Below are 16,414 nucleotides of genomic sequence, written 5' to 3'. Positions count from 1 at the left end.
CGCCTTGCAAGCGATAGGCCGCAATAAGCGCAGCTCAATATCTTCCTTAGGCAAAGATTTACATCGATAACCTACACGCTATGAATAAAGACGAAATTCAACAACTCCACGAAAAAGTCGTCGATCGCCTCGATGCGGCCAATATCAAATATATTGACTCTTGCGACTTCGACGAGACTCTAGATGTAGACCTAACTGTACAGTTTCCCTGTGGCCGCGCCACACGAAACATATTTATCTGGGATGAAGATGATCTTGAGGACTTTGATGAGCTTAAGTTCGAGAGCTTCACGTTACTTGGATCGTTCGCAGCAATAGCCGATCGGAAATCTGGTCAAATCGAAGCAATCCTGACCGCACCAGGGCAGTCAAAGCCGGTATTGAGAAAGGGTGCACTATTGAAAGCACTTGGGTTATCGGAATCAGCTGGAAAGCTGAGCTCGCGCGTGCTCGTTGGTGATGAACTTGAGTTGCCCTCAGTTTCGTTTGGCCCAACAACAAAAACTGCAAAGCTACTATCGCAGTCGACCGATAACCTTGGTGCTAGCCTGTTTATAAAAACATCAGGACAGATCACCCACGACTCGGCATTGGATTTACTTGAACGACTATCAAACTCTGTGTTTTTTGGGATCGATGTAGGGACTGGCGCACACTTCGCCCTTCTTCGTCATGCATCTTCGCGCAGGCGGTCCCGCACCAATCAACAAGATGCTCCAATTGAATATCCAAAGCACGAATACGATAAGGCGCCAATGGCACTGTATTGGTACGCTCGATCTGCAGAGGGCATGCCACTGCTTCAGTTCCTTGCGTATTACCAAGTCATTGAATACTACTACCCCGTTTACTACAACGCTGACATGAGCCGTAGAATTCGCACGATCCTCAAGCACCCCTCGTTCCGGGTAGACCGCGATGTTGATCTATCAAGGGTAATCGCGGCATTTCGTGGGTCGCGGCAAGGACCTGCCTCGGAGCGTGATCAGCTGCGCGCGACTCTAAAGGAATGCCTGTCGCCGGAGGATATCAAGGCATTCTTGGGTGACGACAAGGAACGAGCAGCACACTTCCTGACTAAATCCAAAGGCGTCACGGGCTGCCTAATCAACCCAGACAATCGACAAAACGATCTGGCTTACCAAGTAGCTGAACGCATATACGACATACGCTGCAAGATCGTACATACGAAAGGCGACTCAGATGATGGCGATATTGAGTTACTCCTTCCGTACTCACCCGAGGCTGACCGCATGCACTTCGAAATTGATCTTGCGCGATTCATTGCCCACTACGTACTTATCGCATCGTCTCGACGCCTTGAAATCGCAACCTAACCCTTTCAACGATCGAGCTACCAAAGCTGTTGTTCTTGGCCGCTCAGTCAAACGTCGGCAGAGAGATAGGGATCAGAGTGTATTTCCTTCCGGAAAATTTATTAATTAAGAGATCTCCTCACAAGCCTACGTATTAGTCTGAGATAAAATCATGCCTAACGAATTCATCCTTTCAAAGAATGCTCGATTCTATACAGCTAACCACGTTCTTGAGGAGAATGTAGCCGAAATAATTGAAGCCGCGACTAAGGACGCCGTAGAAGTTCTGGACCAGTACAGTGTTTTTCGACAGGAGGTGGCCGGTTTAAATTTCCGCTATTCGACGGCGCTTTTCTTGGTGGAGCGGGACTTGCACTTCCATTCGGACCCATTGCTCAAAGACAGGATTTATGGATATATAGTAATTATCGAAATTGACAACCACCTGGTGATAACAAAGAAGAATTGCGCAGATCTTAACGACCAGCTAGATGAGAAGTTTGAAAAAATTAGTTACGATGCGTTGGCAGCAGCAGTGGACACGAATACTGCGGAGTTTAGAAAAATAAATGCTCGAAACATGACAATTTCCGAGCGAGCCGTCCGTAACAGATCATACGAAGCAATGAATCTTAATGGCGTCATGTCACTGCACGCTGCTGGCCGATCAATTCCATCTTACTTGCGCGTTCAAGATGGTTCTAGCACCAAATCGGTTACTTTGACTGCCGGCAGGCTGGTTGAAATATCAGATCGACAGAGCATTGAAGTCGTCGCAGCTTGGGCTCGATCAGAACTTAAGCGAATGACTAACGCACACGATAAAAATGATGGCTTTCTAAAAAACTTTGCGCGATCAGTGGATCTAGCCGAGCTGGAAACAAACGATATTCCAGTAATTCCAAGATCACTTCTAATTGAAACATCCATTCTAATTGAGAAGATCGAATCTGGCAGCATTAAAATCTTCTTTGAGACAAGGACCGGAACCGCTGTTGAAATCAGAGGGAAAGCAAGGTCGCCCTTCCTCGACGTGATCGGAAAAGTTTACGAATTCGACAACAACGGCGCTGTAATAGGCCACGAAAATAGCGCTTGGCTCAAGGGTAAGCCTGGCAGGAAAAGCCTAACTTTTCATGCAAAGGTTTTACAGCGGGTAAAAGTTTCCGTTGAAGGTGTAGAGACAATGACGCTACTTAAGTTCATCCATAAGAACGGAGCGTATTCTATCTGTTTTGACGACACAAGATACATGTACTTCGCCAAGAGATGTTTCATCGATGTTTCTGGATCGTCTGAAATAGACGCATTGCTAGCACTTTTCTTGGCTATTCCAGCCCTTAAGACTGTAACGTCAGAAAAGGGGAAATTTCTTCCCGCACAGGTGGACTTTGACACAAACACCGTATTTTCTGTTGTTGAGCAGATTCACTGCAATGACGACTTTCTGTTTTGTGATGACCTTGGTGATGAATGGGCCGATCATATTTCTTTTAGCAGCAAGGAGAACTGCGTTTTTTTTGTACACTCAAAACACGGCGAACCGAGTTCTTCAGCGAGCGCTTTACAGGTAGTTGTAGGCCAGGCAATGAAAAATCTTGGAAATATGTATTTTTCTATCGATCAAATAGTCGCGAAGTACGAAAAGTCTATCCGTAGTAAAAAGATGGCTGGATCAAATATCGATAGAGTGCGAAAGAGAAACGGACAGTTCCCCTCATTTCTCAGAAAGTTAGTGGGGAATTACAAATATGAGAGGGTATGCGTTCTGGCATGCTCTTTTATATCCAAGGCACAAATGAGCAAGGAATTCAAAAAAATAAAGAGCAAGCAAGCCGTGGCAGGAAACATCACGCAGTTCTTCTGGATAGTCTCCTCCTTCGCTCACGCCTGCAAAGAAGCTGGTGTTACACCAAGAATCTACTGCCAACCTTAGTAGCTACGTAGAAAACGGGGGTCTAGAAAACGGGGGTCAGAGTGCACTTACGCAGACTATCCCATCACTTTCAGCTGCCAATCTGCTATGCAGATCGAGTCGCACGCTTACGCTGCCGAACCAGCCACCGCCCGCATCACGGGCTGGTGGAACGGATTCAGGTGGTGCCGCTGGAAGCCGCGGATGCCCCCGACCATCAGCATCGTGGCGATCTTTCACGAACGCATGGACTTGATGGCTCGCCTGGCCGACAGGCTGTAGCTCAACGCCCAGGTCACGACGCTTGGGATCAGTGTGCACTTTTCCTGCCGCCCTCCTCTGCCCGAGCGGTTCGGTGATCGGTGCCAGCCCACCAGCTGTGTTGTCCGATTGACGCGTCGCCGGAGCGCCCCACAAAATCCGCTCCCGCCCCACAGTGGGTTCTCTTCGTTGCTCGGTCTCATGCAGCACGCTCCCCCCGGGTACGACTGTCCGTTCTGCGGTATTGCGACCACGCTGCCCTCGCCTGCGCCGGAGTCAGCCGTTGTCCTGGTGGATGCCAACGTGTACGCCTTGGTGCCGACGCACCACTACGCCGGCATCCAAGGCAACTGCCTGGTGATCCCGCGTGGCCACTACGAGAACGTGCTGGACATGCCGGACGAGCTGGGCCGCGAGGTCTTCCGCGCCACGCGGCGCCTGGCGCACGCGATGCTGGCGGCCTTCGGCTGCGAGGGCATCTCCACGCGCCAGCACAACGGGCCGGCCGGCAATCAGGATGTGTGGCACTACCACCTGCACGTGTTCCCGCGCTACACGAACGACGGGCTGTATGGGGGGCAGAAAGTGCGCTACGCCACCGAGGAGCGCATTGCACTGGCCGCCCGTCTTCGGGCTGCGCTGCCGTAAGCGTGCCCTCCGGAAGGCCTGCATCCCCTGCCTGGCTGTGGCCCCGTGAATGGCTCTGGGACGTAAGCACCTGGCAAGGCCCGGTGAGTCCTTGGCGCGCTTGCCCTTTCGGCACGATGGGCGCCTGATTCCTTGCCCCCTGCACTCTTGACTTTCCATACAGCCGAAGCGCCTCATCCTTGCCGCGATTTCAACACCGGAGCGCTGGAAATGACGAAGTGGATGGGTGCCGCGCTGGCCGCGGCGATGCTGATGGCCGGCTGCGCCAAGGTGGAGGGCGAGAAGTTCGTCGGCCACTGGGTCAACGTGCAATCGCAGGACGACACGATGGACATCGAACGCAATGGCGAGTCCTTCATGGTGCGCAACACCACGCCGCGGTTCTTCAGCCGCAAGCCCAAGACCGAGAGCTACCCGGCCATCTACAAGGACGACGTGCTGCAGGTCTCCAACGACGGCGAAACGGTGAACTTCGCCATCGACCAGGCCAATGGGCACCTGCGCACCGGCAGCGACGAGTACCAGCGCGTTCCGGCCAAGTGAGCGCGTCGCCCGGGCGCTAGGCCTGGAAGGAACGCCGCGCCGCTGCCTCTCGGGCCGGCGCGGCGTCTCCACGCGTGGCGATGGAGCGCCGTGCAACGGGCCTGCCTCGGGTAACGCAGCTAGCTGCGCCGGGGCTCCATTTCTACCCTCCCCGTTCTTCGCTAAAGTAGGCCTGTCCCTGTAACGGAGCACACCCATGCCCAACAGCATGAAAACCGAAGCCGAACAGCTAGTGCGTAGCCTGCCGGAACAGGCCAGTTGGGACGACCTGATGTACGAAATCTACGTTCGCCAGAAGATCGAACAAGGCTTGCGTGCAGCCGAAGAAGGTCGTGTGGTACCGCATGATGAAGTCAGAAGGCGCTTCGCTCTCGACCGATGAACATCGTCTGGACCGAACCTGCCGTCGATTCCCTGCAAGCCATTCGCGACTATGTCGCCCACGACAGCGTTTTCTACGCCGACCTCTTCGTCAATCGCCTCATCGACGCAGCGGAGTCGCTGCAGGCGTTCCCCGAGCGCGGCCGAGAAGTGCCTGAGGCCGGCAATCCTGCAGTGCGCGAGTTGCTTTTCCAGAGTTACCGCATCATCTATCGCTCGCACGCGGCAGTTGTCGAAATTCTCGCCATCGTGCATGGCGCGCGCGACCTGTCGCTGATGCCCCGCCCGCCGTGGGAGGCCGGCTGATCTGTGCCATGAGAGTGGCCCAGGACTCTTGCGGCACGCGGATCAGATCGACGTTGCGGCTCGCCCGAATAGGTTAGAACAATGCGCCTTGGAGAGGGAACGGCTGGCCTTCTGTTTGGAATGTTGACGACGGCGGTGCAGAAACCTGTTCCAACCCGCCCAAGCGCCACGCCAATCCCGAGATCCGCAACGACGGCGAAACGGTGAACTTCGCCATCGACCAGGCCAATGGGCACCTTCGCACCGGCAGCGACGAGTACCAGCGCGTTCCGGCCAAGTGAGCGCGAGCGAACAGGGACGCAGGCAATTACTCCGCCTGCGATCCCCACGGGGCCGAGGGTGAACGAAAACCGGCGTTAGGCTGCCCGTGCCCGCCAGCCGCCATCATCCTCCGGGCCACAGCCTTGCGAAGTCGAACGACAGCTGCCGGTGGTGCCGGATGGAGAGCAAATACACAGTGGCGTTCGTAGAGGCGGACGCCTCCACCACCGTGTAGAGCATCAGGTAGTCGCCATGCAGATAGTTGCGTAATGCATCGGGCGCACCCACCGGCAACGCGGCCAACTGCGCCAATGCCTCGGCCGACTGCGGCGGGTTGTCCAGGTAGCGCCGGCCTATGCGTGGGAAACGCCGCAGGTTCGGGATGACTGTGGCGCGTAACTCGGCGAGCAGGTCATCGAAGGCGGCGCCGGCATCGGCTTCCAGCAAGAACGCCTCGATGGCGTCCAGGCACGCGAGGAAGCTCGCGGTCAGTTCAACCCGGTACAACGGTCAGCTGCGCTTCTTGGCCGCGCGCTTGCCAGCGCTTGCCGCACTGGGTGCCGCACGTCGCTGCTGCAACTGGCCGATGGCCGCGTCCGCTTCGACCGTGCGGCCGGCGGCGATGTCGGCCAGGCCGCGCTTTGCGTCGTCGAGCAGCAAGAGGTGGATGCGCTCGCGTTCCAGCCGGTGGTAATAGTCCAGCCGGTCGGCGTCGATCAGTGCCACATAGCTCTCGCCGTTCTTGGTGATGATCTTCTCGGAGCCGGCCTTCGCCTGGTCGGCCAACTCGGAGAGGTTGGCGCGTGCAAGGGTGAAAGGCACTACATTGCTGGCGGAAAAGCCCATGGTCGACTCCTGAAACCTGGATGACAGAATTCTGTACAGTCCATCTTGCCATCGCCCCAGCAGGCCAGCAAGGCGAATTTTTGCCACTGATGCCTCGCGTGCCGGCGATGTCGCGCAACCAGGCTTTCTTTGCCCACGATGCTATCCGGCCCCGCCTGGGGACCGCGATAGGCAAACATGCCGTCCTGCCGTAGGTGATCACGCCATCGCTCCGGTCCGCCTCCATCAGAACAACGCGCCCTGCACGGGCGCAACAGTGGATGTTTCTGATGCTTCCGTGGCCGGTGTGGCTTCCTGCTCCGCCCCCAAGCGCCACGCCAATCCCGAGATCCGCGCGGCGTGCCTTGCCAGCGCGCCACGCAGCACGGTTTCGCTGGCGGCCAGGTGCAGGCTCTGCCGCGCGCGGGTGATGCCGGTGTAGACCAGTTCGCGGCTGAGCACGCGGGCGTCGCGGGTGGGCAGTTGCAGCCAGACTTCGTCGAACTCGCTGCCTTGCGCCTTGTGCACGGTCATGGCGAAGGCGCTTTCGTGCGCGGGCAGCGCGGCGGGGTGGAAGCCGCGGACCTGGCCGTCGCCCTCGCCTTCGAACCAGGCCACCAGGGCGCCTTGCGCATCCCTCAAACAAATGCCGACGTCGCCGTTGAACAGGCCGTGGCGGTAGCTGTTTTCGGTGATCAGCAGCAGGCGGCCGTGGAACCAGGGCGAGGCGGTGCCGAGGCGGCGCGCGCCGGCGCCGCTGTCGGCCAGCAGTTGTTCGATGCGGGCGTTGAGGCCGCGTGCGCCTTGCGCGCCCGCGCGCACGGCGGTGAGCAGGCGCAGGCGGGCGGCGTCGCGCAGGGCGGCCGCGGGATCTTCGGCGTCGGCCAGGGCGCGCCAGTGCGCGAGCAGGGCGTCGCGGCGGGTGGCGAGCGGGTCCTCGCTGTCTTCGTGGAAGTGCACGCCAGCCAGCTCGCCGCTGCGCAACAGGGCCAACGCGGTGTCGGCATCGCCGGCGCGCACGGCGTCGGCCAGCGGCGCCAGTGCGAAGCCCTGCGCCTGGCGGTAGCCGCGCAGCAGGTGCACGCGGTGGCCGGCCAAGCCGCCGACGTGGGTGGCGCTGTGGACGTGGCCGAGCAGCGGGTGCAGCGCTTGCGCGTCGTCCAGTTGCAGGGCGTCGCCGGGGCCGGCGGCCTGCAGGATCGCAGCGAGCACGTCGCCGGCTTCGACCGAGGGCAGCTGGTCGGCGTCGCCGAGCAGGATCAATTGGGTGCCGTCGGCGACCGCTTCGACCAGTTTGCACATCAGCGGCAGGTCGACCATCGAAGCTTCGTCGACCACGATCAGGTCGAACGGCAGCGGGTTGTCGGCGTCATGGCGGAAGCGCGGCAGGTCGGGGATGACGCCGAGCAGGCGGTGCAGGGTGCTGGCGCCGGCAGGTAGCGCGGCGGCCAGGACCGGGTCGATGCCGTGGTCGAGCGCGCGTGTCACCGCCGCGCGCAGGCTCTCGGCCATGCGTTCGGCGGCGCGACCGGTGGGGGCGGCCAGGGCGATGCGTGGGGCGGCGGCGCCCGTGGCCTGCGCTTGCGCGATGCGCAGCAGCAGCAGGCGGGCGATGGTTGTGGTCTTGCCGGTGCCGGGGCCGCCGGTGACCAGCAGCAGGGCGCGGCGCAGGGCGAGTGCAGCGGCTTGGGCTTGGTGGTCTGTGGGGTGGTCGGTGATGCCCGTACCCTCACCCGCCCTTCGGGCAACCTCTCTCGAGGGGAGAGGGAACAGCTTCGCGAACAGCGGTGCCAGGGCAGCGGCGTCGAAGGGCGGCAGCGGTTGCGCGGCGAGGCGGCGCAGGCCTTGCGCCAGGCGGCGCTCGTATTCGCGGTAGCGGCGCAGGTAGAGCAGGCCGTGTTCCAGCACCAGCGGGCAGTCGGCGGCCGCCGGTTCTTCGGGCGCGGGCTGGGCGATCCAGCGCGAGGCGGCCAGGGCGCGTTGCCAGTCGGTGGGGTCCGGGAGTTGTGGCGGTGGGCCGTCGCGTGGGTCGAGCAGGACGTTGGCGTGGGCTGGGTCGAGGCCGGCATGGCCGCTGGCGACTGCCAGGGAAGCAAGGGCGGCGCCGGCTAGCACCAGGTCGGGCGTGTCCGGGTCCAGGCGGCTCAGGGTTTGGGCGAAGGCGTGGTCGAGCGTGCGCAGGGTGCCGCTGCGGTGGAGGGCGGCTAGGAGGTTGGGTTGGTTCACGGGGCGGGGACTCCGTGAGCGGACGTACCCTCACCCCAACCCCTCTCCCGGGGGGAGAGGCGCTTGAGTGGGGCGCCGGCGGACAGGGCGTCGGCGGCTTTGAGGAGCGCGGGGTCGAAGGCGTCGTCCAGGGTGCGTAGCGCGCCGCTGCTGTGGAGGGTGGCTAGAAGGTTGGGTTGGTTCACCGGGTGGAGGCTCCGTGGGCGGACGTACCCTCACCCCAACCCCTCTCCCGGGGGGAGAGGGGCTCAGGCGCAGCGCCGGCGAAGAGTGCGTCCACGGCTTCGACCAATGCTGGATCGAAGCGCCAGGCGTGGACGCCCGGCGAGGGGTCGCGTGTGGCGTCGAGGCCGCGGCAGAACAGGTAGCGCACGCCGCCGAAGTCGCGGGCGTAGTCGTACGTTTCGCCTAGGCGGAAACGCAGCCAGCGGTGCAGCGCGACGGTGTAGATCAGCGCCTGCAGTTCGTATTCGCTGTGCGCCATCGCCCGCACCAACGCGTCGGCGTCGTAGCTGGGCAGGCGGTTGGATTTGTAGTCGAGCACGTACCAGCGCCCGTCGTGCTGGTAGGTGAGATCGATCAGGCCGGTCATCAGCCCTTCCAGGCGCTGGCGCGCGCCGAAGGCCTGGCGTTCGCCGACGACGCCGAAACGATGCAGCAGCGCCAGCAGCGCATCGACGCGGGTGGGCCGCATGGCGAAGTGGAATTCCATTTCGTTGCGGCGCTGCGGTTCTGGTACCGCGGCCAGGCGGGTGCCTTCGGGCAGGGCGACGGTGAGGGTGTGGCCGACCAGGGCGGTGAGCATGGCGGCGCCGTCCTCCAGTTCGTCCTGGGCGTAGCCGCCGCGTTGCAGCGCTTCGAGCAATGCCGCGGTCTGCCCGTCCGGCGCTGGCTGGCCGGGACGCCAATCGCGCCAGGCGGCGAAGTCGCAGCGCTCGAACACGTCGTGCATGGCCACGCCGAAGCGGTTGCCGGTGAAGCGGCGGTCGAAGGCTTCCACGTCCAGCGTCGTCGCCACCGCCTCGCTGGTGGAAGGTTCGTCGTTGCCGCCGCTGCCGACCACGGTGGCGCTGGCCATCGGGTCGGCGGCGGCGCCGGCATCGGCATTGGCCAGCTGGGTGAAGCTGTACACCCACCACTCCGGCACGATATGCCGCTGCGGCACGCGCGCCGGCGGCACCTGGATCTCGTCGGCCAGTGGCAGGCGCGGCAGAGTGGCTGGCGGCTGCATAGCGTCGATGGCGATCGCGCCCTCGCCTGCGGCCGCCTGCAACGCGTCCAGGTCGCCGACCATCGCCGCCAGCGCGGTGCGCTCGTGCTGGTGGAACGGGCCGGTAGCGATCCACAGCGCGTGCTCGGCGCGGGTCAGGCCGACGTAGAGCAGGCGCGCGTCCTCGGCGCGCTGTTCCTGTTTCCACGCCGCCTCGGCGGCGCTCCAGGCCGGGTCGTCCTTGCCAGTGTTCCAGTGCAACTGGCGGCCGAGCGGCGGCGTGTGCACGACGCAGTGGCGGCCGGCGCCGCGGTCGCTGCGGCCGATGCCGACGTAGGGCAGGAACACCAGCGGATACTCCAGGCCCTTGCTCTTGTGCAAGGTCACGATCTGTACCCGGCGCGCGTCCGATTCCAGGCGCAGTTGCTGGGTCTCGTCGTTGTCGTCGGCATTGGCGATGCGCCGCGATAGCCAATCGACCAGTCCGTGCGGGCCAAGCGCACGGGTGTCGGCTTCCTGCAGCGTTTCGGCCAGCTGCAGGTAGTTGGTCAGGCGGCGCTCGCCATCGACCAGCGCCAGCAGGCGCTGCGCGTGCGCGGCGCCGAGGTCGCCGATCAATGCCAGCGGCCCGCCGCGCTGCCAGCGCTCGCGCCAGTCCAGTGCCTGTTGCTGCCAGCTGCGGTGCCGATCGCCGTTGTGTTCCAGGGCGGCGATCGCGGCGGCGTCTTCGCCGATCAATACAGTCGCCAATGCCGTGCGCAGACGGCTGTCGTCGCCCGGATCGAGCAGCGCCTGCAGCAGGGTCAGCAGTTCCAGCGCTTCGTCGGTGGCGAACAGGCTCTGCTTGCCGGCGGCCACCGCGGGAATGCCGACCGCGCCCAGCGCCTGCTGGATGCGGTTGGCCTCGCCATGGCTGCGCACCAGCACCGCGATGTCGCCGGCCTGCACCGCGCGGCCGCCAAGCGTGGCGGTGCCGGCGCGGCCGCCGGCCAGCCAGTCGCGGATCGCGGCGACGCAGGCGGCGGTGCACAGCGCGCGCGCGCGGCCGGCGCTCCAGGGTTTGGGCTTGCCCTTGTCAGGCGGCGGCGGCTCCGGCGCGCGCCACAGGGTCAGCGCGGGCGCGGTGGCGCCGTCGCGCTGCAGTTCCGCGTCGTGGCGCTTGCTGCCGGGCTGCACCGGATGGAAGGCGATGCCGTCGGTCAGGAACGCCTGCGCATAGCCGGCCTGCGCGTACAGCGCGTCAATCGCCGCCAGCAGCGCGGGGCGCGAGCGGAAGTTGTGGCCGAGCGGCGGCGCCGGTTCGGCATCGGCGGCCGCCGCCAGATAGGTCTGCACGTCGCCGCCGCGGAAGCCGTAGATCGCCTGCTTGGGATCGCCGATCACGAACAGCGCCGGTTCCAGCGCCGCCTCGCGCGCCAGCGCGCCTTCGCCGAACACGTTGGAGAAGATCGACCACTGGCGGTCGTCGGTATCCTGGAATTCGTCCACCAGGGCGATGGCGTATTGCGCGCGCAGCCGCCGCGCCAGCGCCTCGGCCTGCGGACCGTCGGGCCGCAACGCGTGCGCGACACCATCGACCAGATCGTCGTAGGTCTGCACGCGGCGCTGGCGCTTGAGCAGGGACAGCCGCGCGACCGCGTCGCAGCGCAGCGCGTGCAGCAGGCGGATGCGGCGCCTGGCACGCGCTTCCTCCAACCGCGCCAGCGCGGCCAGGTAGCCGTCGACTTCGTGACTCATCGGCGAGGTCGGCGTGCGCCCGACGAATTTCTTGTTGGTGCCGGACGTCAGTTCCGTCGCGGTGAGCTTGATCAGCTTGGCGTGCGGCGGGAGGCCGGCCGCAGGCGCGGCGGCGAAGCCTTCGCACCAATGCCACAGCGATGCCAGCCATTCCGGCTTGTAGCTGACCTTGCTCAGCACGCCGTCTTCGATCGCGGCGGCGATCGCTTCGAAGAACGCGGTGCCGTACGCGTGGAACGCGGTGGCGAGCGCGACGGCCGCGTCCTGCACCTGCTGCGCCGCCGCGGCGACATCGTCGGCCAGCGCCGGTGCCGCCGGCAGCAGTTGCGGATGCCGCACCAGTTGGCGCAGGTCGCTGGCCAGCGCGTCGGGGCCGCCCGGCCATAGCGCGACCAGGTCGTCGGCCGTCGCCGCGTCGGCGGCGCGCTGGCGCCACAGGTCGGCGGCGACTTCGCCGAGCAGGTCGCGGTCGTTGGCCAGCAGTTCCGGCGCGGCGAAGGTCTGGCCGCTCTCCAGCGCGTGCTCGCGCAGCACCCGCGCGCAGAAGCCGTGGATGGTGAAGATGGCGGCGAGGTCGATTTCCTCCACCGCTTGTTGCAGGCGGCGGCGCAGGGCAGCGGGGGTTTCGTCGCTGGCGGCCAGGTGCGCGTCGAGGATCGCGCGGGTGAGCGCGGCGTCGGGCGCGTCCTGTAGGAGCGGCTTCAGCCGCGACAGGTCGTCTGCGATTTCTGTCGGCACCAGGTCGCCTGCGATTTCTGTCGCGGCTGAAGCCGCTCCTACAGGAGCAGCCGTGGGTACCAGCGTCGCTGCGAGTGCCAGGCGCTCGCGGATGCGACGGCGCAGTTCCTGGGTGGCGGCTTCGGTGAAGGTGACCGCGAGGATCTGGCCGATGCGCAGGCCGCGCTCGACCACCAGCCGGGTGAACAACGTGGCCAGGGTGAAGGTCTTGCCGGTGCCGGCGCTGGCCTCGATCAGGCGCACGCCGTGCAGCGGCAGGGTCAGGTACGGGTCGTGGGCGGGGGCGCTCATTCGGCATCCTCCTGCGCGCCGCGCCACTGCCGCCAGCTCTCGGCCAGCCGCGCCGGATCGAGCGCGCTGTCGGCGCTGCCGCGTTCGAGCAGGGAATACAGCGCATGGCTGGTGGCGGCGAATTCGGCGAAGCGCTGCGCATCGGCGAACGGGTCGCGGCCGCGGTGGACCAGGCGCAGTTCCGGGGTGTCCGCTTCGCTCCAGCCGAAGCTGGCCTGCCATTGCGCGGCCGCGTCCTTGATCGCCTTGTCGAGATCGTCATTGCGCGCGGCCTGGTGGTATTTCCAGCCGCTGTACGGGGCGAACGCCAGCGGCGCCTGCAAACCCTGCCGATACAGCCGCAGCAGCTCGGCCAGCGCGGCCTGCGCTTGCGCCTGCGACAGCGGTTCGGCTTCTTCCCCCTGCATGGGATGCGGGCCGAGGCTGTCGTCGTCTTCGAAGAAGCGCACGAACGGCACGCGTTCGCCGGCGGCGCGCAGCAGCAGCCATTCCAGGCCGTGGCGGATCGTCGCGCGGCCGCTGAGCGCGCCGACCTGCACCCGCCCCACGCCGCTCGCGTACCAGTCGGGCAGGCGGCCGTGCAGCTCGATGCCGTCGATCCGCACCTGTAACCGTTGCGACTGCGCCGGCGCGCTGCCGCGCCACTGCGCGAACGCCTGCGCGTACGGGCGCAGTTGGCGCAGGCGCTCGTCGAGCAGGCGCCGACCCAATGGCCCGGACGGCAGCAGCGCGCGCGCGCGCAATCGCGCGTACAGCCCCTCCGTGTTGCCGGTCAGCGCGGCCTCCAGCACCTGTTGCTGCAAGCCGTATTGGTCCAGGCCGCTGCCCGGCGCCAGCAACGGCTCCAGGTCGCTGTCCTCGCCGGCCGGGTCGGGCAGGCGCATCCCCAGGCGATGGCGCAGGAACTGCCCGGCCGGATCGGCGAACAGGCGGCGCAGGTCGTCGATCGCCACGCTGCTCGGCACGGCCATGGCGTCCGCGGGCAATGCCGCGGCAACCCACGGCAGCAGCGCCTGCCGCTGTCCGGCCAGGCTGTCCACCGCCGGCCGCCACTGTCGACGATAGCTGAAGCGGCGCGGATCGGCGCCGTCTTCGCCGAGCGCACCGAACGCGGCGGCGGCGAACGGCTGCAGCGGGTTGCGCACCACGAGGGTTTCGATGGCCTTCGGTTCGGCGTGGTACTGCGCGGCGCTGGCCAGCAGTTCGCTGACCAGCACCGACGGCTCGCGCACGCTGCCGTCGCGCGCATCGGCGCCGAGGTAGCTGAGGTAGAACACGTCCTGCGCCGAGGCGAACAGCTGCAGGAACAGGAAGCGGTCGTCCTCGCGGGTGGAGCGGTCGCCGTGGCGGCGGCGCTCGCTGCCCAGTTCGGCGGTGAGGCGGTTGAGGCCGGCGGCCGGGTCGCGGCGCGGGAAGTCGCCGTCGTTCATGCCGAGCAGGCAGATGACGCGGAACGGCAGCAGGCGCATCGGCACCATGCGGCCGAAACTGATGCCGCCGGTGAGCAGCGGCGCGCGCGTGTCCGATTCGCCCAGCACCGCGGCGAAATGCGCGCGCACCACTTCGGCCGGGACTTTGCCGGCGTACTCGGCGCGTGCGGCATCGCGGGCGAACTGGTCGATCACGCTGCGCAGCCGTTCCAGCGCGCGTTGCGCACGCGGCGCCGACGGTGCCTGCGGGATCAGCGCATCGAGCAGACCGAGCAGGCATTCGCGCCAGTCGGCGGGGGTCATCGGCTCGGCCAGCATGGCCTGGTGGCGGTCGAGCACGCGCAGCAGCCGCAGCAGCGTGTCCAGCGCCAACAGTGCGCTGCCTTCTAGTTGCGGCCATGGCGCGACGCCGGCGATATCGTCCTCGGCGCCGCTGGCGTGGCCGAGCAGCAACCGGTCCAGCGCGAAGCGCCAGGTATAGGCATCGTCGGTCGGCGCCTGGTGCCGGTGCCGGTGCGCCGCATCCAGGCCCCAGCGCACGCCGGCGGCATGCAGCCAGCCGCGCAGGCGCTCCAGCCCGGTCTCGTCCAGCCCGGCGGCCTCGGCGATCGGCGCGCTGGCCAGCAGGTCGAGGATCTCGTGCAGGCCGAAGCGCGACAGCGGCAGGCCGAGCAGGCTCAGGAACACCTCGGCCAGCGGCTCGCTGGCCAGCGGGCTGGCGTCGGCCAGCGCGTAGGGCAGCGCGTCGTCGCGGCCGTGGCCGCCGAACACCGCGTCCAGATACGGCACGTAGGGATCGATGTCCGGCGACAGCACCGCGATCTCGCGCGGCTGCAGCGGTGGGTCGAAGCGTAGGTCGTCGAGCAGCGCGCGCAACTGGTCGTGCAACACCTGCAGTTCGCGCAGGCGGGTGTGGCAGGCATGCACCTGCAGGCTAGGATCGGCCAGATCCACCTGCGGCAACGGCGCAGGCACCGCCGGCGCGCGGCGGTGGAACAGGTCGCTCTGCATGCGCCGTAGCAGGCTGTCGCCAAGGCCGCCGTCGGCCAGCGGGCGATGGCCGGATGCCAAAGGATCGGCGTAGACCGCGATCTCGGCCAGGGGATGCACCACTTCGTAGTCGCCGACCAGCGCCATGAAGTCGCGCCCGGCCGCGCCCCAGGCCTGCAGCAGCGGGTTTTCCTGCACCTGCGCGGCGAACAGGTCGACCGCGCCGTCCTCGCGGCGGCGCTGCCACAGCGTCTGCAGATCGCCCCAGTAGCCCTGGGTCGGCGTGGGCAGGTAGAAGTGCAGCGTGCCCACGCGCGCCTGCGTGGCCAGCACGCGCAGCACGTCGGGCGAGATGTTGAGGATGGCGAAGGCGAACAGCCGCTTCGGCAGGCCTTGCGGCAGCGGGCCGTCGGGCCGCGCGTAGCGGTCCAGGTACTGGCCGATGCGGCGCGCGCGGTACTGGCGGCCGCTGGCGATCCGGCGCCAGAGGCGCGCCTGTGGGTCGTCGGCGTCGGCGCCGCTTTCCCAGCGCAGCAGCCAGTCGCGGCGCCAGGCCTGGTATTTCTCGAATACGTTGCCCAGCTCGCCGGCCAGCGCCCAGGGCTTGAGCGCATCGCCGTCGGCCAGATAGCCGGCCAGCGGTGCGAGGGCCGCATCGCTGCCGAGATCGGCCTGCAACGCCGCGTACAGCCGCCACTGGGTGGTGGCCATGTCCAGATCGTCGGCGGCCGGGCCGAGGTTGGCGTCCAGCGCGCGCGCGACGAATTCGCCGGGCGTGAGAAATTCCAGATTCGCGGCGACGCCGTGCGCGGCGGCCAGCGTGGACTGCAGCCAGCGCCGCATCGCCACCTGCGGGATCAGCACTACCTCCGGCGCCAGCAACGGCTGCTCCGGCACCGGCCGGCGCAGTTCCTCGGCGAGCAGGGCGGCCAGGGTATCCAGCGCATTGGACGGGTACAGGCGGAAATCGGGCGCGGAAGGGGCGTGCATGCGTGCGGCATTGTGCCGGATGCGCGGGTGCGGTGGCGTTGCGCGGTGGTGGTGGCCGGCGGCTGTTCCTTCTCCCACCGGGAGAAGGTGGCCCGAAGGGCCGGATGAGGGTACGGGCGCAGCCTCGTGCACCCAAACTTCGCGAGACGCTTCGCGCCAGACCCTCACCCCAACCCCTCTCCCGAGGGGAGAGGGGCTAGTCGGCTGCTCCCTTCTCCCATCGGGAGAAGGTGCCCCGCAGGGGCGGATGAGGGTACGGGCGCAGCCTCGTGCACCCCCAACTCCGCGAGCCGCTTTGCGCCGCACCCTCACCCCAACCCCTCTCCCGACGGGAGAGGGGCTTATC

At 65.5% G+C, this 16,414-nt stretch carries 11 protein-coding genes; 6 read left to right on the top strand and 5 right to left on the bottom strand.

Translation table 11 applies throughout. From position 1 onward, the window contains the following. Positions 1–80 precede the first annotated feature (80 nt). From HEP73_RS00790 to HEP73_RS00765, 6 genes are all read left to right on the top strand, one after another. Complete coding sequence (locus HEP73_RS00790; protein WP_185821756.1) at positions 81–1,337, top strand: hypothetical protein; 1,257 nt, start codon at positions 81–83, stop codon at positions 1,335–1,337. Between the two features lie 151 nt (positions 1,338–1,488). Further along, positions 1,489–3,252, top strand: a complete 1,764-nt coding sequence (locus HEP73_RS00785) for a hypothetical protein (RefSeq protein WP_185821755.1) — start codon at positions 1,489–1,491, stop codon at positions 3,250–3,252. A 531-nt stretch (positions 3,253–3,783) separates the two neighbouring features. Continuing rightward, entirely contained in the window at positions 3,784–4,140 is a 357-nt protein-coding gene (locus tag HEP73_RS00780; RefSeq protein WP_185821754.1) for an HIT family protein, read from the top strand. A 210-nt stretch (positions 4,141–4,350) separates the two neighbouring features. After that, complete coding sequence (locus HEP73_RS00775) at positions 4,351–4,683, top strand: hypothetical protein (protein ID WP_185821753.1); 333 nt, start codon at positions 4,351–4,353, stop codon at positions 4,681–4,683. Positions 4,684–4,879: 196 nt separating this feature from the next. Further along, positions 4,880–5,065, top strand: a complete 186-nt coding sequence (locus HEP73_RS00770) for a hypothetical protein (protein ID WP_080627620.1) — start codon at positions 4,880–4,882, stop codon at positions 5,063–5,065. After that, the gene (locus tag HEP73_RS00765; RefSeq protein ID WP_003466273.1) at positions 5,062–5,370 is read left to right on the top strand and encodes a type II toxin-antitoxin system RelE/ParE family toxin; all 309 of its coding nucleotides are present in this window, start codon (positions 5,062–5,064) and stop codon (positions 5,368–5,370) included. Before HEP73_RS00770 ends, HEP73_RS00765 begins: the two co-directional genes overlap by 4 nt. A gap of 384 nt (positions 5,371–5,754) precedes the next feature. Here the strand turns inward: HEP73_RS00765 and HEP73_RS00760 are convergent, their stop codons facing one another. The 5 genes from HEP73_RS00760 to recC form a co-directional block, all read right to left on the bottom strand. Further along, the gene (locus HEP73_RS00760; RefSeq protein ID WP_185821752.1) at positions 5,755–6,138 is read right to left on the bottom strand and encodes a type II toxin-antitoxin system RelE/ParE family toxin; all 384 of its coding nucleotides are present in this window, start codon (positions 6,136–6,138) and stop codon (positions 5,755–5,757) included. A 3-nt stretch (positions 6,139–6,141) separates the two neighbouring features. After that, positions 6,142–6,477, bottom strand: a complete 336-nt coding sequence (locus HEP73_RS00755) for a type II toxin-antitoxin system Phd/YefM family antitoxin (protein ID WP_185821751.1) — start codon at positions 6,475–6,477, stop codon at positions 6,142–6,144. Positions 6,478–6,702: 225 nt separating this feature from the next. Beyond that, complete coding sequence (gene recD, locus HEP73_RS00750; protein ID WP_185821750.1) at positions 6,703–8,682, bottom strand: exodeoxyribonuclease V subunit alpha; 1,980 nt, start codon at positions 8,680–8,682, stop codon at positions 6,703–6,705. A 181-nt stretch (positions 8,683–8,863) separates the two neighbouring features. After that, positions 8,864–12,658, bottom strand: a complete 3,795-nt coding sequence (gene recB / locus HEP73_RS00745; protein ID WP_185821749.1) for an exodeoxyribonuclease V subunit beta — start codon at positions 12,656–12,658, stop codon at positions 8,864–8,866. After that, on the bottom strand, positions 12,655–16,068 hold the full coding sequence (gene recC / locus HEP73_RS00740) for an exodeoxyribonuclease V subunit gamma (protein WP_185821748.1): 3,414 nt from the start codon (positions 16,066–16,068) through the stop codon (positions 12,655–12,657). Before recC ends, recB begins: the two co-directional genes overlap by 4 nt. Positions 16,069–16,414: the final 346 nt, after the last annotated feature.

The sequence above is a fragment of the Xanthomonas sp. GW genome (assembly GCF_014236815.1).
In the GTDB taxonomy this organism is placed as follows: domain Bacteria; phylum Pseudomonadota; class Gammaproteobacteria; order Xanthomonadales; family Xanthomonadaceae; genus Xanthomonas_A.
This window is presented reverse-complemented; position numbering and strand designations above follow the sequence as displayed.

Bases quoted from the DNA above. Each gene is read 5' to 3' on its own strand.
- HEP73_RS00790 (WP_185821756.1), top strand. From the start codon at position 81: ATGAATAAAGACGAAATTCAACAACTCCACGAAAAAGTCGTCGATCGC.
- HEP73_RS00785 (WP_185821755.1), top strand. From the start codon at position 1,489: ATGCCTAACGAATTCATCCTTTCAAAGAATGCTCGATTCTATACAGCT.
- HEP73_RS00775 (WP_185821753.1), top strand. From the start codon at position 4,351: ATGACGAAGTGGATGGGTGCCGCGCTGGCCGCGGCGATGCTGATGGCC.
- HEP73_RS00770 (WP_080627620.1), top strand. From the start codon at position 4,880: ATGCCCAACAGCATGAAAACCGAAGCCGAACAGCTAGTGCGTAGCCTG.
- HEP73_RS00765 (WP_003466273.1), top strand. From the start codon at position 5,062: ATGAACATCGTCTGGACCGAACCTGCCGTCGATTCCCTGCAAGCCATT.
- HEP73_RS00755 (WP_185821751.1), bottom strand. From the start codon at position 6,477: ATGGGCTTTTCCGCCAGCAATGTAGTGCCTTTCACCCTTGCACGCGCC.
- recB (WP_185821749.1), bottom strand. From the start codon at position 12,658: ATGAGCGCCCCCGCCCACGACCCGTACCTGACCCTGCCGCTGCACGGC.
- recC (WP_185821748.1), bottom strand. From the start codon at position 16,068: ATGCACGCCCCTTCCGCGCCCGATTTCCGCCTGTACCCGTCCAATGCG.